Origin of the sequence: Desulfomicrobium macestii (assembly GCF_014873765.1) — a bacterium.
Lineage (GTDB): Bacteria > Desulfobacterota > Desulfovibrionia > Desulfovibrionales > Desulfomicrobiaceae > Desulfomicrobium > Desulfomicrobium macestii.
This window is the reverse complement of the sequence record NZ_JADBGG010000006.1, coordinates 84,474-108,796: the sequence shown is the minus strand read 5'-3', so window position 1 is coordinate 108,796 and position 24,323 is coordinate 84,474. Positions and strand designations below refer to the sequence as shown.

Sequence of the window (24,323 nt, the reverse complement as noted above, 5' to 3'; positions counted from 1 at the left end):
TTGTCTTTATGGTGTTTTTGTGCGAGCAGCTATCATCATGACCCGCGATGATGACAGCTTCTCGCTCCAACACTTTACCAGGGGAAGATGTGATGAATATTCGAACTTGGATCGTGCGCGGTCTTTTGGGCCTGATTCTGCTTTGCGGAATTCTTGCAGGGGTGCTGCTCATGACGGTCGACCCCAATGATTTCAAGCCGCAGATCATAAAAGCCGTGCGCGACAACACCGGGCGCGAGCTGACCATTTCCGGGGATCTGGGGCTTAAATTCTTTCCCTATCTGTCCGTTTCCATCGGTGACCTTGAGCTTGGGAACGGCGAAGGTTTCAGCGGACCCTTCATGACCCTGAACGGCGCGCATCTGAAGGCTCGTCTTCTGCCTCTTCTATCGTCACGGCTCGAAGTTGTGGCCATTGATATCGAAGGGCTTTCCCTGTTTCTGTCCCGCGATGCGAATGGGCGCGGAAATTGGATGGATCTTGCCACGCCCGATTCGGTTGAAGACAGTGCTCCAGACACTCCCGTTCTGGCCCGGGACAAGCGTGTTCCTTACCTGGCGGGCCTCATTGTGGACGGACTTGAAATCACGGATGCCCGTATTGTCTGGGATGACAAGCTTGGAGGGGAGAGTTTTGAGGTCGACGGAATTCGTCTTGACGTTTCTGATTTTGCTTTTGGCGAACCGTTTGTGGTGGACACGCATGCAATGGCCAAACGCAACGAAATCACTGGCGAGCTTGATTTTACCGCCAAGGCGATTCTGGATCTCGACCGGCTCAGTCTCGAGAATCTGGTCCTCAAAGCCGTCCTGTCAGGCGAAAGTCTGCCAAACAGTCCTGAAGTAATATCTTTTTCGGGAGATTATTTATCTACGGACGGCCGGATGGAGAACGCACGCATGGAGGGGCTGGGGCTTGATATCGTTTTTTCGGCGCAGCCTTCAAGCGACGCCGGCACCAACGGTTTTCTTGAAGTCGCACGATTCAATCCGAAGGAAGCCTTTGCGCGGCTAGCTATTCCTCTGCCGAATTTCACGGACCCTGCCGCTTTGGAAGAGGCTGCCTTTTCCTGCAAGTGGGCAGCCGGTGGGGGCCGTTTCGAGGCGACGGATCTGAGTCTCGTGCTCGACAGACAGGCGCTGAACGGCCGTGTATCCGTTCAAGGTCGCACGGATCCGCAAATCGAACTGGATATGCATATCGATACCTTGAATCTGGACCGCTACCGCATCCGGTCCGATGACGGCGCAAAGGAGGCTCTGCCTGGGGCTTCGGAAGAGCGCATCGACCTTCCTGTCTCGATGATGCGCAAGCTGAATCTGAATGCTACTTTGGCGGTGGATACCCTGAACGTAATCAATCTGCGTGTTTCCGATTCGCGCATCCGTCTGACGGCCACGGATGGCCTGTTCGACATGCCCCGGATCGAATCAAGCCTGTATGGCGGAAGTTTGAAAGGCTCGGCCTCCCTTGATGTGCGCCGACAGATACCCGCGTATTCCTGGTCGCATTCCATAGGCGCCTTGCAGATTGGGTCATTGCTGCGCGATCTGCATGGCAGGGAGAGTCTTTCGGGCACCATGCAGAGCAGCGCCGCCCTTGATACTTCCGGGCAAAGCACGATGGATCTGCGGCGCAATCTGAAAGGGAAAGTGGATTTCAAGGTGTCCGACGGCGCCCTAAGCGACGTGAACGTCTCGCAGTTGCTGCGCGATGGAATCCGCAAGGTCAAAGGCCTTTCCCCAGGACCGCAGGAACCCCCGCGCACGGTTTTTTCCGTTCTTTCAGCCAGCGGAACCATAACCAGAGGGGTGGAGACGACGCCCGATCTTTTTCTTCTTGCGCCGCGATTTCGCGTCACGGGTAACGGACAGACGGATCTGGTGCGCGAGGTTTTGGATTTCAGGCTGCTCATCGAGCTTGCCGGAAGCGAGGGCAACTTCGACGAAGGTTCTTTGGGCTTGAGCAGTGTGCCGGTGCGGATCAGCGGGCCGGTGCGTCAGCCTACCATCAGTCCCGATATGGAAGCGGTCTTGCGAGGTTTGGGCTTGCGCGGCGGGCAGGCCGTGCAGGAAGTCATAAAAGGTGTGGGTTCGGGACTGAACAAGGGCGTGGAGGGCTTGAAGAACCTCTTCGAATGACAGGATTGTGCGTTGGTGATAAAAATCGAAAGGCCGCATTGCGCGGCCTTTCGTCGTTCATGTCCTTGGGGCAAGGGCGCGCCCTTGTCGGGGCGCGGGCTCTTCCTTATTTCTCGGCACATTCCACGTCCCACTGAACGCCCTGGGCCGTGTCCTGAATGGTCACTCCCAGCGCGAGAAGTTCGTCGCGGATGGCGTCGGAGCGGGCAAAATCCTTGGCCGAGCGGGCTTCCATGCGTTCCTGCAGTTTGGCCTGCACCAGTTCGGTGTCGATTTTCCTGCGCTGCACTCGGCTTTGCTTGAGCTGGGCCAGGAAATCGCTGCTGGGCATGAGGAAAAGGCCGAGCACTTCGCCCCAGCGTTCGAACAGCTTGAGGGCATGGCGGATCATGTCGCGGCCTTCTTCGGACTTTTTGAGGGCCTTGTCTTCCAGGATGCGGTTGACGATCTTCATCAGCACGAAGACGTGGCCAAGGGCCGCGGCCGTGTTCATGTCGTCGGCCATGGACTCGTCCCATTTGGCTTCCAGTGCGGTGGCTTCGACCACGATTTCGGCCGGAAGAGGCGTGGCGGTCCATTTGGTTCCGGCCACGTGCGCCTCGGCGGCGGCCTTGGTCAGGTAGATCCGCTTCAGGGCGCGTTCCGATTCTTCGAGTGCGTCGGCGGTGTAATCCAGGGGGCTGCGGTAATGCTTGGTGATGAGGAAGAAGCGCAGCACCTCGGGCAGGTAGTTGGCCAGGATGTCGCGGATGGTCACAAAATTATTGAGTGATTTCGACATCTTCTCGGAATTGATCTGCACGAACCCGTTGTGCACCCAGTAGCGCACGAACTGCTTGTCCGTGGCTGCCTCGGTCTGGGCGCGCTCGTTTTCGTGGTGCGGGAAGGCCAGATCCTGTCCGCCGCCGTGGATGTCGAAGGGCAGGGGCAGGTAGCGTTCGCTCATGGCCGAACATTCGATGTGCCAGCCCGGACGGCCCGGTCCCCAGGGACTGGGCCAGGACGGTTCGCCAGGCTTTGCGCCCTTCCACAGGGCGAAATCGAGAGGATCCTCTTTTTTCTCGCCCGGTTCGATGCGCGCCCCGGACATCAGCTCCTCGACGTTGCGTCCGGAGAGCTTGCCGTAATCGTCGTAGGAGCGAACACGGAAATAGACGTCGCCGCTGGGCGTCGAGTAGGCGTGGCCTTTGGCGATGAGATTTTCGCAGAGTTCGATCATCTCCTTGATATGCTCGGTGGCCTTGGGTTCGATGTCGGCCCGCAGGATGCCGAGGCGGTCCATGTCGGTGTAGAAGGCGTCGATGTATGTGCGGGCGATGGTCTCGAAATCCGTGCCCTCGCGGTTGGCGCGATTGATGATCTTGTCGTCCACGTCGGTGAAGTTGCGCACAAAGGTGACCTGCATGCCGATGTAGCGCAGATAGCGGACCAGGACGTCGAAGACCACGGCGGAGCGTGCGTGTCCGATGTGGCAGTAGTCGTAGGCCGTGATGCCGCAGACGTACATGGACACATGACCGGGTTTGAGCGGGACGAATTCCTCTTTTTTCCTGGTAAGGCTATTGTAGATCTGCATGCTCATTCCTTGTGGTTGCAATGGGAAAATATGTTCAGCACCGTTTGTACACGCTCCCTGATCAGGCCGGCCGGCAAAAGCGTAAGCAGCGTGGCAAGCTCAGGGCCGTTTTCGCTGCCGGTCAGGGCCAGCCGTATGGGGTGGTAGAGTTTTCGGCCCTTGGCTCCGGCTTCTTCACCCGTTTTGCGCAACACGGCGCCGGCGGCGTCCTTTTCCAGACGCGAGTCCGGACTGTGCGCGGACATGGCCTGGTCAAGGGCGGCAAGCACCGGCAGGCTCTCGGCCAGTTCGGTCAGCGCCCCCGAGGTGAAGCGGGCCTCTTTTTCCGTGAAGAGAGGCAGCAGGGCGCGCAGTTCATGCATGTTCGCCGCATTTTCGCGCAGGCTGGCCAGCAGATGCAGGCGGACTTGCGGATCGAATTCGTGCCAGGCGTTCTCGGCAGGCAAGGTTTCGTCTAGCTGCCGGATTTGATCCGCAGGATCCGCCGCCCGAAAAACGCGCGCGCTCAGGGCCGTCAGCTCGTCGAGGCTCATGACCGCGTTGCCCCGGCCCAGCGCGAAGGGGTTGAAGGCCCGGGCCATCTCGTCAAGAGAGGCGAAAAGATTCTTGGTGGGCAGGGCGCCGGACAAGGACGCCAGATACTGGACCACGGCCAGAGGTTCAAGACCCATTTCCATGCATTCGGGAATGCTCAGGGCGCCGCTGCGCTTCGAAAGCTTCTTGCCGTCCGTGTCCATGAGCAGGCCGTGGTGGGCGAAAGCCGGAGCCGTGAGCCCAAGGGCTTCGTAGAGCAGGATTTGACGGGCCGTGTTGGTCAGGTGGTCCTCGCCGCGCAGCACCAGATTGACGCCCATGTCCGCGTCGTCGACGACCACGGCCAGATTGTAGCTGGGCCAGCCGTTCGAGCGCAGCAGCACGAAGTCGCCGAAAGCGCCTGCCGGAAGGGTAATCTGCCCCTTGACGAGATCCTTGAAGCTGACCTCCGGCTTTTCAGGCAGGCGGAAACGGATGGCATGGGCGTCGCCCCGGTTCAGCCTCTCGGCGCGCTCATCGCGTGACATGCGGGCGCAGCGGCCGCTGTAGCGGGGAGGAAGATTCCTGGCCGCGGCTTCCTTGCGGTCCTGTTCCAGTTCGGCATCGGTGCAGAAGCAGGGGTAGGCGCGGTCTTGGGCCACCAGGCCGTCAACGGCGCGACGGTAGAGATGAAGGCGCAGGCTCTGGTGACGCACCGGTTCGTCGGGCACAAGCCCAAGCCAGGACATGGACCACAGGATGGCGGCTTCGGCGGCGAAGGTGGAGCGTTCCTGATCCGTGTCTTCAAGACGAAGCAGAAATTTTCCGCCGCTTTGTCTGGCCAGAAGATGATTGAGGATGGCCGTGCGCACGTTGCCAAGGTGCAGCCCTCCCGTGGGACTGGGGGCGAAGCGGGTGATGAAGGGGCCGCCGGTCTTGAAATTGCTCATGCCTGCTTCCTTGTGGCGGTGACCACGGCCACGGCCTTGATCCCTTCCTTGCGGCCGGTGAAACCCAGGTGCTCTTCCGTGGTCGCCTTGACGTTGACCTGCTGGTCGCAAAGCTCAAGCAGGCGCGCCACGTTGCCGCGGATGGCTTCCTTGTGCGGAGCCAGGCGGGGGATCTGGGCGATGACGGTCAGATCGACATGGGTGATGCAAAGCCCCAGGGCGCGAGCCTTGTCCATGACCTCCGAGAGCAGGATGCCGGAGGAGATGTTCTCGAAGCGATCGTCGCTGTCCGGGAAATGTTCGCCGATATCCCCAAGGCCGAGGCATCCGAGGATGGCGTCGCAGAGGGCGTGTAGGAGCACGTCGCCATCGGAGTGGGCTTTGACGAAGGGGGCCCCGGCGATGGGCATGCCGCCCAGCACCATGGGCCGGTTGCCGCCATAGGCGTGCACGTCGTAGCCGAATCCGGTGCAGGGCACGGGCAGGGGGGCGGGAGTAGCAAGCACGCGCAGGTCCTCCGGGGTTGTGATCTTCAGATTGGCGGTTTCACCGGGCACGATCCGGACGCCGTATCCGGCGCGTTCGATCATGCTGGCGTCGTCCGTGACGGTCCAGTCTTCGTTCAAGGCCTGTTCATGAACCCGGCGCAGCAGGGCGGCCGGGAAGAGCTGCGGCGTCTGGACCGCGCGCATTGTTTCGCGCGGGAGCGTGGCCAGGACAAGGTCGTTTTCGACCTGCTTGATCGTGTCCGTGACGGGGATGGCGGGGATGACTCCACAGACGTCGTCCGTCAATCCGGCCAGCAGAGCCTGCACCAGGGCGGGCGAGAAAAAGGGGCGCGCGCTGTCGTGCACCAGTACACGGGTGCAATCCCGGGGCAGCGCTGCCAGGCCCAGGCGCACGGAGTCCTGGCGTCTGTCGCCGCCGCCGGTGGTCAGGATGCGGACACCGGGGTCCGAGATGTTTTTGAGGCTTTCCAGTTCGGCGGAGCGCTGCTCCAGTTCCCGGGGCGGAAAAACGAGGACCACGCCCGCAAGTTCAGGGACTGCGGACATGGTCAGAACGCTGCGCCAATAGAGGGGATGTCCCTCATGGTGCAGAAACTGTTTGCGTGTGCCGCCCGTGGAGGCGGCCAGACGCGAACCCTGGCCCGCGGCCAGGATTATGGTCCATAGTGAGTGTGTCATTATCAAAAATACGGAGCCGGACGATAAGCCGGATTCTGTGCCCGTTGCCGGGCGGCTGTCATTCCTCTAGGGCGGCGGTTACCCGCCGTCTCCAGCAACCTACCCGAAGGGTCGCGACCGGGCCGGTCACCTTCCTATTTGGTCTTGCACCGGATGGGGTTTACCTAGCTTGCCGCGTCACCGCGACAACTGGTGGGCTCTTACCCCACCTTTTCACCCTTACCCGGGCATGAAGCCCGGGCGGTTTGTTTCTGTGGCACTGTCCCGGGGTCGCCCCCGCTGGACGTTATCCAGCATCCTGCCCTGTGGTGTCCGGACTTTCCTCTCCCGGCCTTGCGGCCGGCAGCGACAGCCTGTCCGGCTCCGCAAAAATAAATCAATCATTGCCCGAGAAATGACGCTCCCAGAAAATGATACGCAGGCAGTTGGGACAGCTCAGGATCTGCTCGCCCTTCTGCAGGTCGATGAAAGCCTGGGGCGGGATGACGACATGGCAGCCCTGACATACGCCCTCGCTGACCGGAACGATGACGGGATTCGGGATGCGGTCGCGGATGAAATTGTAGCGGGTCAGAATGGGCGCGGGAACAGCCTCGGAGGCCTTCCGCTTTTCCTTCTCCAGGATTTCGATGCGGGCGCGCTTCTCGGCCAGTTCCTGATCCAGGGTGGACTGCTGGGCGGTGATGGTCTCTTCAAGGCTGTCGATGTCACCCTGCAGGGCTTCCTTGCGACCTTCGAGGTCGGAAAGGTCCGCAAGAAGATTGGCCCGCTCTTCCTCGCGGGAACGGTTCATCTTCTCCATGGTGTCCATCTCACGCATCATGGCGTGATATTCCTTGGTGTTCTCGACCATCATGAGCTTGTTCTTGCTCTTCTTGACCTTCTGGGTGTCGTTTTCGATCTCACCCTCAAGGCGGCTCTTCTGCTCCATCAGCACGTCGACCTTTTCCTGGATCACGTCCTGCTGCTGCTTGAGGTAGGCCTGTTTTTCCTGCAGGCTCCGCAGCTGCTTGGGCGCGTCTTCGAGGATGCGCTCCAGGGTGATCATCTCCGAATCCACTTTCTGCAGCACGACCAGCTGCTCGATCTGTTCCATATAAATACTCAAGGTAGCATCCTCCTCAAAAGCGTATCAATTTTCCGGGGTTCTTCCCGGGAAGATTCAGGCAAAGGGATCGCGCCCCTGCAGAAAGATGACCCGGACTCCCTCGGGGGACAGTTCGCGGTCCAGGCTCCGGCTCCAGGTGCGCATCATGGTTTCTTCAAGGCAAAAATGACCGACGTCGATGGTCAGGCCGATATCCTGCACGGCCTGGGCCTGATGGTATTTGACGTCGCCGGTCAGGTAGACGTCCGCGCCTTTAGCGAAGGCGGCCGGTCCAAGGTCGGCTCCAGATCCGGGACAATAGGCCACCCGGGTGACGGTTTCCGGCGCCTGTCCCACCATGCGCGACAGAGGCAGCCCGAGGGCGGTAAGCCGCGCTGAAAATTCATCCCAGCCCAGGGCCTTGGGCAGCGTTCCGATGCATCCGAAACCGTATTCACGGATCGGCGCGGCAAGGGCCAGCTCCTGCAAGGGCGTCCCGGCATCGAGGCTGGCCTTGAACGCGGCGCTTTCTTCCGGCCAGAGGAGGTATTCCTCCATTTGTCCATCTCGGCGGGTGACGGAGTCTGCAAAATCCCGGACTCTTTCCTGCATGGCCGAATCGGCCAGGCGCAGCAGGCTCGGCGTTTCGCGGCGGGTCACCTCGAGGATGCGCATGTCCTGCATCTTGAGGGCCTGCCCCAGCCAATTGACCGGACCATGCGGATTGGCGTCCAGAGAGGTGTGCGCGCTGTAGAGCCACATGGAGTTCTTGAGGCTCAGGCTCAGCACCTCGTGGAAGTCATCGAGGCGGCTCGGCAGCCTGGGCGCGAGGCTCAGCGGGTGGTGACAGAGCAGAAAATCCGCCTCATGCTCCACCGCCCGGCGCACCGTCTCGACACTGGGGTCCAGGGTCACGCACACGGTCCTGATTTCGGAGGCGGCAGAGGCGATCTGCACGCCGCATTTGTCCCATGACGCCGCCAGCTGGAGCGGGGCCGTGGTTTCGATGCGCGAGATCAGGGTCGAGGGATGCATGGAACTCCGTAGGAAATCCGGGTCGTTGTGCCGTCCAGCCGACAGGCCCGATAGGCACGTCCGGTGGACAGGGAAAGTTGAAAACTTAGTAACCAGTCCCCGTGATGTCAATGCGGTGCACAACGAAAAAGGCTCAGGCCTTGCGTGGCCGGAGCCTTGAGTCGTCGGGAATTCTGTTTTCGGGGCGCACCCTTGAAAAACAGCCGGGCCTTGCGCATGTTCCGGCTTTCGTTAACGGCATGCCGCGTGGTCCGCCCAGGCAGGCGCGCCCGGGAGCGGAACCTTGAGCATAGGGCGGCGTGGAAGTCAACGGTTCTTGGGGAGAATGTCGCCGTTGCGGCAGGTGGACATGCATGTCCCGATCGCGCGGGTGTCTCCGGGGCCACCGAACGAGAAGGAGGAAATTGGACAACCGCCCCGTTTAAAGCCAGTATTCGCCTGCGAGATGATCAAGGTATCGCTGTATCAGTAACCACTGGAGGGATAAAATGAAATTCATGTTGACGGGAATCCTGTTTGCCGTGTCGCTTTTTGCCGTGGGCTGCTCCGGCGAGCCGTCCGAGGCCGACATCCGGGCCGCCTTCGAGAAGGACTTGGCCAAGACCGCTCAAAGCCTCGACGAGGCCGGAAAACTGTTCGGCGGAGCGGGCAAGGCGTTTACCGATTCGCTGGGGAAGACGGAGCTTCATGCCGTGAAGAAGATCGGCTGCACGCAGGCCAAGGAGGCGCCCGGTTTTGTCTGCGACGTCGAAGTCGACATGACCGTTCCGATTGCCGGGCGCTCCAAGGAGATGACGACGGTGCGTTTCGTAAAGGGGCCCGATGGCTGGGTGGTGATGCAGTAGGCGCGAGCGTCTTTTTGCGATCATTGGACGCGCATCCTTTTTCCATGCGTCTTTTCAGGATGCGCGTCCGGTTTTTCAGTTCACATCCGTTTTTTGATCCTCGATGGTCTCCTTGCGGGCCGGAGTACCCGGAATCCACCAGCGCATGGATTTCTTCCTTTCGGATTCGGGCAGTTCCCTGGTGCGGTACATGGAGTAGAGCATGGAGCCGCCGATGAGACACGCGGTGGCCAGGAGCGCCATTTCGGTGGTGATGATCTTGGTCCCGTAATAGGTGTTCACGGTCATCTTGGCGCCCACCAGGACAAGCACGAAGGACAGCCCGTACTTGAGGTAGTGGAAGCGGTGAATCACTCCGGCCAGGGCGAAATACAGAGCCCGCAGCCCGAGAATGGCGAACACGTTGGATGAATAGACGATGAACGTGTCCTTGCTGATGGCCAGGATGGCCGGGATGGAGTCGATGGCGAAGATGACGTCCGAGACCTCGACGATGATCAGGACCATGAACAGGGGCGTCATGTACAGAAGACCGTCGCGCCGGACCCAGAACCTGTCGCCCTCGAAGTCTTCGGTGACCCGGAAATGGCTGCGCATGAACCGGGCGATGCGGTTGCGCGAGAGGTCCGGTTCCTGGTTGATGGTGACCAGCATCTTGATGCCCGAGGCGATGAGCAGGATGCCGAAGACATAGAGCAGCCAGTGAAAGGTCGCGATGGCGCTGGCTCCGGCGATGATGAGCGTGGCGCGCATGGCCAGCGCCCCCAGGATGCCCCAGAAGAGAATTCGTCGCTGGTTGGATTTGGTCACCGAGAAATGCAGAAAGATGAGCAGGAAGACAAAGATGTTGTCCACGCTCAGGCTCTTCTCGATGAAATATCCGGTCAGAAATTCAAGTCCGGCCTGAGGGCCTCTGAAGAAATAGACTCCCGCCCCGAAAAGAAGCGCCAGGACGACATAGCCCAGACTCACCCACAGGGCGGTACCGACGCTCATCTCCCTGTTCTTGCGCTGCACCACGCCAAGGTCGAAAAGCAGCAGCGCAATGATGAAAACATGAAATCCGATCCACAAAAGCAATGTGTTCATTTCTTTCTCCAGAATCCGTTATGCGGACAGGGGCAACCAAAGCCCCCACGGGTTTTTACATGTGGAAAATCTGAAACAGGTTCAGGCTTGCGACGCATCGCCTTGTCCCGGGGACAACCCTCGGGTCCGGCGGCAAGGAACGGGTGGATCGGGGCTGGACATTGTCCGGCGGTCCGGATTTTGAGAGGATATATTTTTGTTCATGAAACCTCCGAAGATTGGCCGGAGGTCCAAAAAAAAAGACCTCCAGCACGGTTTGTCGTGCTGAAGGTCTTGCTCATCGGTGGGATCCGACGACAAGGCCAAGCGCTTTCGCGCCAGTGATGTTGACCTTGTCTTGAGGAGCTACTCCCCTTCAAAAAAAGAAAGATATAGACAGCCCCCTGGAATCGTCAAGCCGGAATTTTTGGGCGAAACACTGCGGAAAATCGGGGCAGCGCAAGCTCGTTCACGCCGGCCACAGGATGGGCAGCAGCCAGACCGACACGGCCATGACCACGAGAGTCAAGGGCGCGCCGACCTTGACGTAATCCATGAATTTGTAGCCTCCGGGCCCCATGACCAAGAGATGCGCCGGGTGTGAAAGAGGGCTCGCGAAACTCGCCGAAGCGGCCATGGCTATGGTCATCATCAAGAGTTGCGGCGAAATGCCGAGCGCCGTGGCTGCGCCCAGGGCCACGGGCGCCATGAGCACCACGAGAGCCGCCGTGGGGATGACCTGCGTGCCGAGCACCGTCACTCCGAACAGCGCGGCCACCACCCAGCGCGGACCAAGGTCGCCCACCATGCCGATGAGCGCCTCCGCCCCCATCCGCGCCGCCCCGGTGTTTTCGATGGCCAAGCCAAGAGGGAGCATGCCGGCGATGAGAAAGATCACCTTCCATTCGATGGAGTGATAGGCCTCCTCCATGGTCAGGCATCCGACAACGACCATGGCCGCCATTCCGGCCAGGGCCGCGATGGCGATGGGCACGAAACCCAGGATGGCGCTCAGGAGCACGGTCGCCATGATCAGGGCGGCCAGGGGGGCCTTGTGCAGGCGCGGGGCTTGGGCCGCTTCCTGGTCCAGCACCAGGAAGTCGTGGTCGCGGGCCACGGCCTCCAGGTTCTGTCGCGGTCCGTACACCAGCAGCGCATCGCCGAACTGCAGGGGCATGTCCTGCAGGCCCGAGCGGCAGGCCCGGCCCTTGCGCAGCACGGCCAGAACGCTCAGCCCGTAATGGTCGCGGAAGAGCAGATCGTTCAGGGTTTTTCCGGCCAGGGTAGTGCGGGGCGAGAGCAGCACCTCGGTCATGCCGATCTGCTGGGATTCCAGTTCGGCTGCCAGTCGCGACGATTGCTCCGAAATTTCAAGCTCCTGCAGGCCCTCGAACACGTCGATGTCCCGCGCCAGACCCTGGACCACGAGCAGGTCGCCGGGCTGGACCGTTTCTTCCGGGGCGGGCAGGCAGGTCACATTCCCTTCCCGAACCAGGCCCACCACAGTCAGGCCGAAGGCATTGCCCAGGCGGCTTTCCACCAGGTTGCGTCCGGCCAGCACCGATCCTTCCGGCACCCTCACGGAACAGAGGCTGAGCAGTTCGCAAACCGACGCATCGGCCGGTCCTTCCGTCAGCGGTGCCACGAGTTCGACGAGGCTGGTGTCCGCCAGGGCTTCAAGGGTCTTGTGTTCGCCCTGGAGCACGAGGCCGTCCCCCTCCTCGAAACGATGGCGGCGGACTTCGCGCAGGCATTCGCCTGTGGGGGAACCCAGCGCCAGCACATGCACGCGGTGATCCCGGCGCAGCCCGCTCTCGGCCAGGGTACGGCCGATGAGCGGCGACCCCTTACCGATGCGGACCGAGGCCGTGCCCAGGCGCCGGATGATTTCGTCGGTCTCGGGTCCGGGCTGCTCGACCCGCAGATGTCTGCTGCCGCGAAAATGGCTGACCTGATCCGACTGGCCGTGGACGATGACGATATCATTGGCGCGCAATGTCTCCTGCGCCCGGGGGGAGAGAATCAGTTCACCGGCGCGTTGCAGGCCGACCACGGTCAGGTACAGGGCTGAGCCCAGGCGGCTTTCGGTCAGGCTGCGGCCCACCAGTGGCGATGTCGAGGGAAGTTCGATGGTGAAGATGTGCGATCCGATCTCGTAGGCGGACTCGATGCCTTTTTTTTGATCTCCCGACGCAGCGCCCTTGGGCAGCAGGCGCTTGCCGAGCAGGACCACGAAGGCGATGCCGGCCACGACCAGAGCGCCGGTGATCGGCGTGAAATCGAAAATCTTGAAGGGCGTCAGTCCGGCGGCGCGCAGGGCGTTGGTGGCCAGGATGTTGGGAGGCGTTGAGATGCCCGTGAAGGGTCCGCCGAGCAGGCAACCGAGCGCCATGGGCATGAGCAGGCGCGCCGGTGGCAGGCCGCTGCGGCGGGCCAGGTCCATGGTCGCGGGCAGCAGGATGACGGCCACGGTGGTGGTGTTGATGAGGGCCGAAAGGAGCCCGGCCGCAGTCATGAGCACCACGATCAGCACGGCTTCGCCCTTGCGCGCGAAGTGTTGCAGGGGCTGGCCGATGCGGTAGGCCACGCCCGTGCGGGTCAGACCGGCCGAAAGGACGAACATGGCCAGCACGGTGATGACCGCGGGGCTGCTGAATCCGGCCACGGCCTCTTCCGGGGAGACCAGGCCGGTCAGGGCCAGGGCGGCGAGGACCATGATCCCGACCACATCGGCAGGCAGCCAGCCGCCGATGAAGAGGACCAAGGCGGCGAGGACTATGAACAGGAGAATGAAGAGGGACAGCATGATCTGTGCAAACTCCGTGAGGCTGTAGGGGGCGATGTTCTTGGCGGGGTCGTGCCCCGGGCGCGGGAAGACGGGCGTAGCCGGGCTCCCGCATGGAAGGGAATACATGGCGCGGCACCCCTGACGGGGTCAAGCGGGAAAATGCCCAAAGGGCGTTTGTACCGGATTTCCGATGGTGAGAGAGCGGCACAGGGTTCTGTAGGTCGCCACTCTCTCAGGGGCGAAGCACGCCCAGCATGGCCCTGCAGAACTCCTCCATTACATCCTCCCGCGCCAGGCTGACCCTGATCCAGCCCGGGAAGCGAAAGCCCGTCATGGTGCGGATCATGACGCCCTTGGCCATGAGCTTGCGGTAGAGCAGGGTGTCGGAGGTGGGAACGCGGATCATGACGAAGTTGCCCTCGCCGCACTGGCAGGTCAGGCCCAGTTCCCCGCACAATGTCAGGACTTTCTCCTTGCCGGCGGCCACCATGGCGCGGGTCGCGGCAATGAAGGGCCCGTCGTTTTCCATGGCTGCCGCGGCGGCCTGCTGCGCGAGGGAATTGACCGAATAGACCACGTGGGTGCGGCGGATGATGTCGACCACCGCCGGGGAACTGCACAGGTAGCCGATGCGCAGGGCGGCCAGCGCGTACATCTTCGAGAAGGTGCGAAAGACGACCAGGTTGGGATACTGCTCCAGCAGTTTCATGCCGTCCGGAAAGCCGATCTGGTCCACGAATTCGAAATACGCCTCGTCCAGGACGACGATCTGGCGGCTGTCCACCGTGTCCAGGAAGCGGCGCAGGGTGGCCGTGTCCCACCAGGTGCCCGTGGGGTTGTTGGGGTTGCAGACGAACACGATCTTGGTGCGCTCGTCGCGGGCGGCGAGCATGGCGTCCGGGTCGAAACCGAAATCCTTGAGGGGGGTGAGCCTGGCCTCTATGCCCGAAAACTTGGCCACCCACTCGTACACGGCAAAGGTCCTGTCCGCCGTGACGATGTTGTCGCCCTCGGCGCAAAAGGCCTTGATGACACTGGAGATCACCTCGCACGAGCCATTGCCGACCAGAAACTGGTCCGGCGACTTGGCGAAGCGCCCGGCCAGGATCTGGCGCAGGGCGTAGGCGTCGCCGCTGGGGTAGATGGGTGTCAGGCGGGGCGGGAAACCCTGGACGATCCGGGCCGCTTCGGGCGGGGGGCCCAGGGGATTCTCGTTGTTGTTGAGACGGTGCAGGTGGTCGACCCGGAAGAGGCGCATCAGCTCCTGATCGGGTTTGCTCGGCGTATAGACCTCGAAGCTCCGGACGTGGGCCGGCACCAGTCGTTCAAGATCCAGCATGCTGCAGCACCAAAACGTCCGCCTGTCCCGCATGGGGGAGCAGGACGCGGGGTTGAAAGCCGTTCTTCAGCAGGGCCGGGGCCAGAGCCGCCTGCCAGCCGTGGGCCAGGTCGAGGTGGACCAGGATGTTGCGGTACCCTTCGGACAGGAGCAACTGGACGTGTCCGTGCAGGGTGCCCGAGGCGTCGGCCCCGTCGAGCATGGGGATGAGCAGCGCCTGGCTGGCCTCGGGCTGGAAGGACGTGGCAAAGACGGAGCGCCCGGCCACCTGTTCGCCCTGGTGCGAGACGGCGTGGATGTCGCGCATGAGGAAAAGCTGCTCGTATGCCGTGCGCAGAAATCCCTCCAGCTCCGGGTGTGTCCAGACCGCCAGTCCGTTGTCCTCGCGCATGCCCCGGTACCAGATTGGCATGGGGCAGGGGGTGCCGTCGGCCGCGAGCAGGGGCAGGGTCCCCAGCAGCTCGACATCCTCCCGGGGCAGGTCTTCCGTGGGCAGCTGGCTCAGTATGGCCGAGACGGGAGTCCGGGCCACGGCGCCGACGAGATGCTCGGTCAATCCGCGCGCGACGGCGGTCCTCTTGCTGGTGAAGACATAAGGCCCGCAGAAGGACACGCTGGTGGCGGAACGCGGGCTCCAGGTCATGAAGCCGCACACATTTCCGCCCTGGTCCAGCGCCATGGCTCCGGAAAGCTCGCCTCCCAGAATCTGGTCGACCACCTTGCCGGGGGTTCTGAACGCCTGCGGCACCGCTGCTTCGGGATAGAGCGCCGTGGCCAGGGCGCAGGCCTCCTTGATCCTGCTCGGGTCGAGGGCGGGCTGGAACAGCACTTCCCCTCGGGGCGCGAAGCGTTCGCTCTGCCGCGTTTCAAGGTCTGGATAGGAGCGGTCCAGGCGCAGGCGCAGGATCACGTTCGCGCCGTCGCGGCGCACGTCCAGGCCGTCGCTCATGCGTGCGGCCAGGAGCAGTCCCATGGCCTGGATGTTCTCTTCGGTGCAGTCGGCCCCGCAGGCGGTGATGTTCATGGCCCAGAGGTCGGCATCCCTGGCCGCGAAGGAGAAGGTCGTATCGACATGGCTGGCGCCGGGCGTCAAATTCAGTTCCAGGGGAGCCTGCGGCGTGAGGTCGGCCAGGTAGACCAGAATTTCTTCCACCGCCATGATCAGGCGCAGGGTCTTACCGTGATCCAGGCCGAAAACCGTGCCGCACTGTTCGGCCACGCCCTGGACCATGCGAATCCAGGCCGTGTCCGCGTGCAGGCGCAGGGTTATGGTCCGTTGATTGGTCATGTTTGCTCTTCCTTGGGCAGCGCGAAGCAGGCCCCGAATTCATTCATGTTGTCGCAGTGGCGGTAGGTACCTTTTTGGCCAACGCCAGCAGCAGTGCCGGAAGAAGCGCTTTCATGGCCTGTGCCCCTCCAGACGCAGGATCAGGTTGCCCGCCACCTGACGGCGGTAGTCCGCCGTGGCCCGCACGTCGTCGATGGGGCGTACGGTCGCGCGCACGAGGTCGGCCGCGTGGCCCAGGTTGTCGGAGGTCAGGGCACGGCCTGTCAGCCAGGACTCGGCCTCGGGGCAGCGCAGCACCGTGGGGGCTACGCTGCCGAAGGCCAGGCGGACGTCCCGGACGATGTCACCGTCCAGGTGCAGCAGGGCGGCCATGCTGGCCACGCTGATGGCCAGGGCCTGGCGCCTGCCGACCTTCTCGAAATGCTGTACTGCGTCCGGATCAGGCAACGGGATGATCACGCGCGTCAGGATCTCGCCGGATTCGAGAACGGTCCGGCCGGGGCCGGTGATGAACTCCGTCACGTCCAGGACCCGTTCTGCGTCACGAGACAGGAGCGCCACCCGCGCCCCAAGGGCGTACAGGGTGGGGAGGGTGTCCCCGGCAGGAGAAGCCGTGCAGAGGTTTCCGCCCAGGGTGGCCTGGTTGCGCACCAGGGGAGATCCCAGCTGGCGCACGGCCTGGTGAAGCATGGGCAATCGGGCGGCGACGATTCCGGATTCCAGCAGGTCGGTCAGGGTCGTGGCCGCGCCGATCTCCAGGACACCGCCCTGCGCTTCCAGACCACGCAGCGCGGGGATGCGTTCAAGACAGCAGATCTGTGCGCTGGATTTATCGGCCCTGCGCCGCACGAGGTAGTCCGTGCCTCCCGCCATGACGGCGGTGTCCGGTTCGTCGAGAAGGTTCCAGAGTTCGTTCAAGGTCCCGGGCAGGTAGACGCTCATGGTTTTTCCACCTTGTGCACCGCATCGAGGATGCGGGTGTAGCCCGTGCAGCGGCAGAGGTTTCCGGACAGGGCCTCGCGAATGGTCTCGCGTCCGGGATGCGGGTCGCGGGCCAGGAGGTCGGCGGCGGCTACGACCATGCCCGGCGTGCAGAACCCGCACTGCACGGCGCCGTGCTCGGCAAAGGACCGTTGCAGGGCGTGGGGCGTCTCCAGGCTGCCGAGGCCCTCGATGGTGGTCAGATTCTGGCCGTCGAGCTGGGCCGCCAGCGTCAGGCAGGACAGGCGGGCCCGTCCGTTTATCAGGATGGCGCAAGCGCCGCATTCGCCGGTTCCGCAGCCTTCCTTGGTGCCGGTCAGTCCGAGCCTTTCGCGCAGGAGGTCCACGGCGCGCTCGTCGCCGCGCACGTCCAGTTCCGTGTCCCGGCCGTTGATGCAAAAACGGATGATCATGAATGTGCTCCGCGTGAGGCCAGAAGTTCGAGGATCATGGCCGGCGTGACGGGGGCGCGGACTATGTGCGCGCCCAGGGCGTCGGACAGAGCCGAGGCCACCGCCGGCAGCGGCCCGTTCATGCCCACCTCGCCCACGCCCTTCATGCCGAAGGGACCGCTGTGCTCCAGCGTTTCCACGGCCACGGACTGCGTGTCCGGCAGGTCCAGGCAGGTGGGGATGAGGTAGGTCGAAAGATCCGGGGTGGTGATGCGGGCGTTTTCGGTTCCAAAACCTTCCATCAGGGCGAAGCCGAGGCCCTGGGCCACGGCCCCCTCGATCTGCTGGTGGAAGTTCTGGGGGTTCAGGACGCGGCCGCCGTCAGTGGCCGCTAGATAGTCGCAGACCCGCACCAGCCCGGTGAGTTCGTCGACCTCGACGCGCACCAGATGCGCGGCGAAGGGGAAGATCAGGTGCGGGAAGCCGAGGGGAAAATCCCTGCCCGTGTCCGGCACCTCGCGGGAGACGGGCATGAGGTATTCGGCCACGCAGACGCGGTCGTCGCGGGGCAGCATGGCGCCCATGACCGTCAGGGGCAACTCCTTGCCCGTGGGCAGGTGTCTGACCGCTCCGGGCACCAGGGTGAAGCCGCCGGGCTCGTCGATCATGAGGGCCAGCGCCGCGCGGCGGACGAGCTTGGTCGTCATCAGCTCGCAGGCCTTGATCAGCGCCTGGCCGAAAGTGTAGGTGGTCCGGCCGGCCGAGGCCGAGCCCGAGGGGTGGGAGCGTTCCGTGTCCGGCTGGATGACTTCGAGGCGTCCGGCGTCCTGGCAGAGCATTTCGCCCGCGATCTGGGCGAAGGTGGAGGCGTTGCCCTGGCCCATGTCCGGGACGCCGCTGTAGATGACGAAGCGTCCGTCCGGGGTCAGCTCGATCTTGGCGATGGCGTTGTCGGCCAGCCCCCGGCCGTAGCCCATGCCGTTGAAGACGGCGGCGATGCCGACGCCGCGTCGGGTGAACGCGGGGGCGTCCTTTTTCCAGGCGTGGCGCGTGGTCCAGAGTTCGTGGCCCTGGACGCGGCGCAGGCACTCGTCAAGGCCCACGGAGGAGGTCAGCGTGACGCCCGCGCAGTTGCGGTCTCCGCGACGCAGGGCGTTCTGGCGGCGCAGGTCCAGGCGATCCCGCCCGAGCCGGTCGGCCAGTCGGTCCATCATGCCCTCGAAGGCCAGGCTGGTCTGGGCCACGCCAAAGCCCCGGAAGGCCCCGGCCACGGGGTTGTTGGTGTAGACGCACATGCCTCGGCAATCCATGTGCTCCACCCGGTAGGGCCCGGCGGCGTGCTCCATGCCCAGTTCCATGATTTCGCCGCCCAGATGGGCGTAGGCACCGGTGTCGTACCACAGATGACAGACCACGCTTTTGAGCGTGCCGTCGTTCATGGCTCCCAGCCGGTAGTGCATCCGGGCCGCGTGGCGCTTGTAACCGGCCAGGAAGCTTTCCTCCCTGTCCCACCACATCTTGATGGTCCGCCCCGGGAGGCGCAGGGCGGCAAGTCCCAGGAGGCACTGCACCGTGGCCCCGTCCTTGCCGCCGAATCCGCCGCCAAGAAAAGGGCTGTGGACGCGGATCTTCCAGGGCTCAACGCCCAGGGCGTGGCCGATCTCGAAGCGGTCGCGGAAAGGGGCCTGGGTGGAGACGGTCAGATGCAGGATGCCGTCCTCGTCCAGGCGGGCCAGGCCGTTTTCGGTTTCCAGAAAGGCGTGGGCCTGGGCCGGGGTGAAGTAGGTTTCCTCCAGGACCACATCGCACTGCGCCAGGGCCTCTTCGGCGTCCCCTTTGCGGATTTCGGCGGCCAGGAGGATGTTGGAGCCGTGGGTCTCGTGGATGAGCGGGGCACCCGGCGCCAGGGCCGCGTCCATGTCGGCCAGGGTCTGCAGGGGCTCGATGTCCACGCGGACGAGGGCCAGGGCCTCCCGCAGCACTTCGCGTGATTCCGCCACCACGAGGGCCACGGGGTCTCCGCAATGGCGGACCCTGGTTCCGCACAGCACGGGCATGTCCTTGTGCACGATGCCCTGCCGGTTCGATCCGGGCACGTCTTCGCGGGTCAGGACGGCGTGCACACCGGGCAGGGCCCTGGCTTTGGCTGCATCGACGCCGCGCAGGATGCCGTGGGGCACGCCGCAGCGTCTGGCTCCGGCCCAGAGCAGGCCGGGCGGGTAGCTGTCGGCGCTGAAACGCTCCGTGCCGCACGCCTTGGCCAGGGCGTCCAGGCGGGGGCGTGCGGGACCGATATCGTAAGGTTCATGAGACATGGACACATCCTTGGGCTGAAAAAGTGCCAAACAGTGCGAAAGAAAAGGGCTTTGTGTCAACTCGCGGGGCCGCCGCCCGGTCTTTTCCTTTTACCGACCGGGCAGGGCGGCCCAGTCCGAGCGGATGCGCTCCATGAGTTCCCTGGCCTCGTCGGTCAGCAGCAGCGGAAGCGAGAAGTCGGGGTCCGAGGTGAGCTTTTGCAGCAGCAGCACGTCGGTGCCGGTCCACAGAGGCAGGAGCCCACCGAAGAAGTAGCCGTGCTCGCGGGCCGTTTCCGCAGCCGCAGACAGTCCCGGATGGGCCAGGGGCAGTTGCAGCTGGTAGGCATGCCGTCCGGGATGCCCGCCCTCGAAGGCGTCAATGGTCTCGCCGAGATCCGCGCCGGGTTCGTCGACCAGGAGTTTTGCCAGGGATGCCCCATCCATGGTCGTCACGCCGGAGCGCGTCCGTCCGCTGGCTGGTCCGGCCGCGCCGAAGGATCTCTCCAGACCGTGTTTGGCGTACAGGTCCGCGAGAAAGCCGGCAAACCGTTCGGGCAGGTACACCGTGTGGGGCACATCCCGATAGATGCGCAGTTCGTCCAGCAGGGAAATTTTTCCCCCGATGCCGTCGGTGCTGCCTTCGGGTCTGGGGGGCATGGCTTCCATCTCCAGGGCGTAGGCAGGAGAGGAGAAATGGCGAGCCAGCTTCTGACTGATGAGGTGGTCGCACACGCTTTGGCCAAAGACGGCGTTGAGGCCCAGCTCCTCCGGAAGGGTGGCCAGGGAGGCTTTGGTCATGCGCACTGTCAGGGTTCCTCCCCGATAGGCCGGCAGGATCATGAGTCCGCCGGACTCCATGATGTTCGGATTCGGCGCCACCCGAAAGAGGGCCGTCATCCCGACCACGTCCCCTGCCTGCGTGCGGGCCACGAACTGGTGGAGGTCCGGCCCTGCGTTGGCGCCCGCGATCTGTTCGGGGTCGTAGACGTAGTCCAGGGGGAAGTTCTCTCCGTAGATGGCGAAATAGAGCCTGGCCACGCCTTCGGCGTCTTCGGGCCGGAATGGGCCGACCTCGACGCTCTGGCCGGGTTCGACGGTTCCGGGGTTGGCGCGCAGGCGCTCCAGGTTTTCCTTTCGGGTGCGGGTCATGGGGTTCTCCCGTGGGAAGGGTTGATGGTGGCCGGGGACGGTTGTCCGGTCTGGCGGATCAGCAGTAAGGCGCCAAGGGCCAGCAGCGCCGAGAGCCGGAACAGGGCCGCGTGGGACAGGCCCATGCCGAGCATCATGCCGCCGAGGTACGGGCCCAGGACATATCCGGCATCCATGGTGGACAGCATGAGGTTGGCGGTCAGGCCGCGCTTGGACGGGTCGGCCAGGTGAAAGAGGGTCGATTGCAGAAGCGGCATGGCCACGCCCATGCAGGCGCCGAAAAGACCGGCCGCGAGCAGGAAGGGCAGGGGCGATGCGACCAGGGAGTAGGACGCGTAGCATCCCGCCAGGACGAGGAACGTGAGCATCAGGGTCCGGCGCTTGTCCATCCTGTCGAAGCGGGCGCTGACGAACAGGCGTACGGCAATGGTGGCTCCCGTGGACACGGTGAAGAAAAGACCCGCGTTGGCCATGCCAAGGCTCGCCCCGAAGTCCTTCATGAAGAAGAAGAGCAGAGTGGAGCCGAGAAATGTCAGCAGGCCCGCGCCCAGGACGAGGGGCACCCCGGGGTTTTTCAAGGCTGACCCGATGTCGGCGAGCCCGGTCGAAGCCTGCCCGGATGAGATTTGCCTCTCTTTTTCCCGTGCCTGCCGTGCATGGGGACCGAGGGGCGCAAGGAGCGCCAGGGCAGGCAGGGTCATGAGGGAGACCCAGGCATAGGCGTGCCCGGCGTCGGGGACGATCCGGAGCAGGTATTCCATGAGCGGGGGCATGACGGCAAAGGGCAGCATGGTGGTCAGGGAAAAGAGGCCGAAGCCCTGGCCGCTTCTGGACGGCGGTATGAAATGCACGAGCAGGGCGGTGGTGGCCGAGACCAAGCTCACGAAGGCCGCTCCGTGGAAGACGCGCAGGCAGATGAGCGCGGGAAGGCTTTGGGCCCAGGCGTATCCAAGAAGGGCGAGAGCGATCATGACCAGGCTTGCGCGCATGACAGGCAAAGCGTTGCCCGGTCCGAGCCAGGGGCTGATGAATGGGCGCAGCACGAAGGCCGCCAGGGGTTCGAGGGCGAGAATCCAACCAGCCCAGAAGGGCGAGATGCCCATGGATATGAGGTAGGGATAGAGGCCGTAGAAAACGGCGATGTTGCCGAACCCGAACAGGGCCACCAGACACAGGGACACGAAGGGGTACGAGAAGAGGGCGGCGTTCGGGGACATTGCATCTTCCTGATACGGTTGCGGATGTGCAGTCCTTAACGGGCTTGGCAGTCTTTTGCCAGCGAAGAATTATCCTTGCGGCGAATCGATCCTCCCATTGACGGAAATGATTGACGAAGGGTGGCGGGCAAGATGCCGTGGCACCTTGCCCACGGCGCAGGATGAACATGCGCTTTTTTGGATCGAACGAATATGCATTGCGTTAACACCCTGTCATGACATATGTTTCTTGGAGGAGACGAGCATGAAATCACTACTCAAGGAACTTGCGGACGACCTGTTGTCGCAAAAAGTCGTCCCTGCGCTGGCGCTCGGCTGTGTCATTGGCGTTCTCATTGTCGTCATCGAGGTCTCCCTGAGCGCCATGATTTTCTCAGGCTCGCTTGCACCGCTTGCGACGCGAGCATCGGGGCTGCTGCTTTTCGGCGCGGTTGTCATGGGTATCCTCCTCGCCCTGACCAGTTCCTTCCGATCCGTCATATGCTTGCCGCAGGACGCTCCGGTGGCTGTCCTCGCAGGCATGGGCCCTTCGGTAGTCGCAGCCATGGGAATGGCGTCGCCGGAAGCGACGTTCATGACCATGGTCGCCTCCATCGGTTCGGCTACTCTCGCCACCGGCCTGGCGCTGACGGCAATCGGCCATTTCAGACTGACCAACTTGTTCCGCTTCATGCCCTACCCTGTTGTAGGCGGCTTTCTGGCAGGCGGAGGATGGCTTCTCACCCTGGGCGGCCTTTCGGTCATGAGCGGTATGGACGTCAATTTCGACACGATGAAGAGCCTCTTGGATGCATCACTGCTTCTGAAGTGGGGGCCAGGCGCCCTGTATGCCGTTCTTCTTTGGCTTGTGCTGAAACGCTGGCCGCATTTTCTCATCCTGCCTGCATCGCTGCTGGTCGTGACTGCGGTCTATTATGTTGCATTCCAGGTCGCCGGGATGTCACTGGCCGAAGCTAGGTCAACAGGCTTTCTTCTTTCCGGCGTGCCGGCCACTGGCCTCTGGCCCGCCTTTAGCCCGGCCGAACTCGGCCTGGTGCGCTGGGATGTCGTGCTGGAGCAGTTGCCCGTCATGGGCGCCGTTTTTCTGGTCACCCTCATTGGGCTCCTGCTGAACGTGAGCGGCATCGACCTTGGGGGAGGCGTTGACGTTGATTTCAACAAGGAATTTCGTAACGTCGGTCTGGCAAACATTGCCGGCGCACTGGGCGGCAGTTCCCCCGGAGCCCACGCGCTCTCGCTTTCCCTCCTCTGCCGGATGACGGGTGCCTACACCCGTCTGGCAGGGCTTGTGGCCGCGGCCGTTGTCGCCGCGGTTCTCTTTGTCGGTGGCGCGGCGCTGGAGTTTTTCCCCCTGCCTGTTCTCGGCGGCCTGCTTGTCTTCCTTGGCATCGATATCATGGATAACTGGCTCTACAGCACATACCGCAAGCTTCCCCTTCAGGACTATCTTGTGCTGGGGAGCATTTTTCTGTCCATCTGCCTTCTGGGATTCCTCAAGGGAGTGGGAATCGGCCTGCTGATCACCACGGTACTTTTCATCATTCGTTTCAGCAGGATCGATGTCATCAGGGAAAGGTTCAATGGCGCCATGCGACACAGTCGCAAAAACCGCTCAATTCCCAATCGCACCATCCTGCAGACGAACGGGAACAGACTTCAGGGATACCAGCTGAGCGGCTATCTGTTCTTTGGTTCCGCCGCTCGCCTGAGCGAAGAGCTCAAGGCCGGATTGAGCGCTTCTCCCCGCCCATGGTGCATGCTCTTGGATTTTTCCGGCGTTTCGGGATTTGACGTATCTTCCGTCAATGCTCTCCAGCGCGTCATTCAGGCTGCGCACACGGCAATGATTCCGATCGTGATTGCCAGCCCGACCAATCGTTTCATCGATACGCTGTCACGAGCGCTTGCCCCGGCGGTCTTGGAGGGGATTCGCTTCACGGTTGACCTCGATCAGGGACTTGAGCTTTGCGAAGACACCATCCTGGAAAAATTCGAGCAGATCCTGGAAACTCAGGCGTCGGCAAAAGATAACCTTTTCGAGCAGACTGTGGACGACATGATGGCCCACCTGGACAGGCTGAGCATTTTTGAAGCGCTGGTGGAACAGCTTGCTCCGTGGCTCACGGAACGATCTTACGAAGAAGGCGATGTCATTGTCGCGCAGGGGGCTGCGTACGAAGGCATGCATCTGATCATGTGGGGTTCTGCAACTTCCAGAACCACGGACAAAAATTCCCGTCTTGCGCATTACGATGCCGGGGCCGTTGTCGCTCCCAAGGCGGCTTTCGGTTCCTGCATCGCCAAGGAACATATGGAAGCGGACGGGATATGTCGCATAGCCGTGCTCACGGCGGAAGCCCGTAATCAGCTCGAACAGCAAGCCCCCGCTCTCGCCCTGCAGCTGGACCGTTACATAATGGACTGTCCCGCATAACCTGCGGGGGAAGACTCATTCAAAAAGCAAAGGGAC

The 24,323-nt window shown here is 62.9% G+C and carries 17 protein-coding genes and 1 other RNA gene; 3 read left to right on the top strand and 15 right to left on the bottom strand.

The window, feature by feature from the left end:
• The first annotated feature begins 92 nt into the window (after positions 1 to 92).
• Positions 93 to 2,141 (top strand): AsmA family protein, encoded by a 2,049-nt coding sequence (locus tag H4684_RS05770; protein ID WP_192623132.1) that lies wholly within the window; start codon positions 93 to 95, stop codon positions 2,139 to 2,141.
• Between the two features lie 106 nt (positions 2,142 to 2,247).
• Here the strand turns inward: H4684_RS05770 and cysS are convergent, their stop codons facing one another.
• The 6 genes from cysS to H4684_RS05740 form a co-directional block, all read right to left on the bottom strand.
• The gene (cysS, locus tag H4684_RS05765) at positions 2,248 to 3,717 is read right to left on the bottom strand and encodes a cysteine--tRNA ligase (protein ID WP_192623131.1); all 1,470 of its coding nucleotides are present in this window, start codon (positions 3,715 to 3,717) and stop codon (positions 2,248 to 2,250) included.
• A 2-nt stretch (positions 3,718 to 3,719) separates the two neighbouring features.
• Positions 3,720 to 5,180: a glutamate--tRNA ligase gene (gltX, locus tag H4684_RS05760; RefSeq protein ID WP_192623130.1), complete on the bottom strand. Its 1,461-nt coding sequence runs from the start codon at positions 5,178 to 5,180 to the stop codon at positions 3,720 to 3,722.
• Positions 5,177 to 6,367 carry a 2-C-methyl-D-erythritol 4-phosphate cytidylyltransferase gene (gene ispD, locus H4684_RS05755; protein ID WP_192623129.1) on the bottom strand — a complete coding sequence of 397 codons (1,191 nt, stop codon included), beginning with the start codon at positions 6,365 to 6,367 and terminating at the stop codon, positions 5,177 to 5,179. The genes gltX and ispD overlap by 4 nt, the downstream gene beginning before the upstream one ends.
• A gap of 8 nt (positions 6,368 to 6,375) precedes the next feature.
• Positions 6,376 to 6,732: RNase P RNA component class A (gene rnpB / locus H4684_RS05750), an RNA gene on the bottom strand.
• An 11-nt stretch (positions 6,733 to 6,743) separates the two neighbouring features.
• Complete coding sequence (locus H4684_RS05745) at positions 6,744 to 7,475, bottom strand: zinc ribbon domain-containing protein (protein ID WP_092192834.1); 732 nt, start codon at positions 7,473 to 7,475, stop codon at positions 6,744 to 6,746.
• A gap of 54 nt (positions 7,476 to 7,529) precedes the next feature.
• Positions 7,530 to 8,489 carry a Nif3-like dinuclear metal center hexameric protein gene (locus H4684_RS05740; protein ID WP_192623128.1) on the bottom strand — a complete coding sequence of 320 codons (960 nt, stop codon included), beginning with the start codon at positions 8,487 to 8,489 and terminating at the stop codon, positions 7,530 to 7,532.
• 488 nt (positions 8,490 to 8,977) lie between these two features.
• On the opposite strand from H4684_RS05740, the gene H4684_RS05735 reads away from it, so the two are divergent.
• Positions 8,978 to 9,334, top strand: a complete 357-nt coding sequence (locus H4684_RS05735; protein ID WP_092192830.1) for a hypothetical protein — start codon at positions 8,978 to 8,980, stop codon at positions 9,332 to 9,334.
• Positions 9,335 to 9,409: 75 nt separating this feature from the next.
• On the opposite strand, the gene H4684_RS05730 is transcribed toward H4684_RS05735, so the two are convergent.
• From H4684_RS05730 to H4684_RS05690, 9 genes are all read right to left on the bottom strand, one after another.
• Positions 9,410 to 10,423, bottom strand: coding sequence for a TerC family protein (locus H4684_RS05730; RefSeq protein WP_192623127.1), 1,014 nt, complete (start codon positions 10,421 to 10,423; stop codon positions 9,410 to 9,412).
• A gap of 448 nt (positions 10,424 to 10,871) precedes the next feature.
• Positions 10,872 to 13,316 carry an SLC13 family permease gene (locus tag H4684_RS05725; protein ID WP_225940272.1) on the bottom strand — a complete coding sequence of 815 codons (2,445 nt, stop codon included), beginning with the start codon at positions 13,314 to 13,316 and terminating at the stop codon, positions 10,872 to 10,874.
• Positions 13,317 to 13,422: 106 nt separating this feature from the next.
• Positions 13,423 to 14,529: a histidinol-phosphate transaminase gene (gene hisC, locus H4684_RS05720; protein ID WP_192623126.1), complete on the bottom strand. Its 1,107-nt coding sequence runs from the start codon at positions 14,527 to 14,529 to the stop codon at positions 13,423 to 13,425.
• Positions 14,516 to 15,817: a hypothetical protein gene (locus H4684_RS05715; protein WP_192623125.1), complete on the bottom strand. Its 1,302-nt coding sequence runs from the start codon at positions 15,815 to 15,817 to the stop codon at positions 14,516 to 14,518. The genes hisC and H4684_RS05715 overlap by 14 nt, the downstream gene beginning before the upstream one ends.
• Positions 15,818 to 15,928: 111 nt before the next feature.
• On the bottom strand, positions 15,929 to 16,759 hold the full coding sequence (locus tag H4684_RS05710; RefSeq protein ID WP_192623124.1) for an FAD binding domain-containing protein: 831 nt from the start codon (positions 16,757 to 16,759) through the stop codon (positions 15,929 to 15,931).
• Complete coding sequence (locus H4684_RS05705) at positions 16,756 to 17,211, bottom strand: (2Fe-2S)-binding protein (protein ID WP_092192818.1); 456 nt, start codon at positions 17,209 to 17,211, stop codon at positions 16,756 to 16,758. The genes H4684_RS05710 and H4684_RS05705 overlap by 4 nt, the downstream gene beginning before the upstream one ends.
• The gene (locus H4684_RS05700) at positions 17,208 to 19,505 is read right to left on the bottom strand and encodes a xanthine dehydrogenase family protein molybdopterin-binding subunit (RefSeq protein WP_192623123.1); all 2,298 of its coding nucleotides are present in this window, start codon (positions 19,503 to 19,505) and stop codon (positions 17,208 to 17,210) included. The genes H4684_RS05705 and H4684_RS05700 overlap by 4 nt, the downstream gene beginning before the upstream one ends.
• A gap of 90 nt (positions 19,506 to 19,595) precedes the next feature.
• On the bottom strand, positions 19,596 to 20,636 hold the full coding sequence (locus H4684_RS05695) for a GNAT family N-acetyltransferase (protein WP_192623122.1): 1,041 nt from the start codon (positions 20,634 to 20,636) through the stop codon (positions 19,596 to 19,598).
• A complete protein-coding gene (locus H4684_RS05690) occupies positions 20,633 to 21,853 on the bottom strand; it encodes an MFS transporter (RefSeq protein WP_192623121.1) in 1,221 nt (406 codons plus the stop codon). The genes H4684_RS05695 and H4684_RS05690 overlap by 4 nt, the downstream gene beginning before the upstream one ends.
• 244 nt (positions 21,854 to 22,097) lie before the next feature.
• On the opposite strand from H4684_RS05690, the gene H4684_RS05685 reads away from it, so the two are divergent.
• A complete protein-coding gene (locus H4684_RS05685) occupies positions 22,098 to 24,287 on the top strand; it encodes a SulP family inorganic anion transporter (RefSeq protein ID WP_192623120.1) in 2,190 nt (729 codons plus the stop codon).
• Positions 24,288 to 24,323 lie beyond the last annotated feature (36 nt).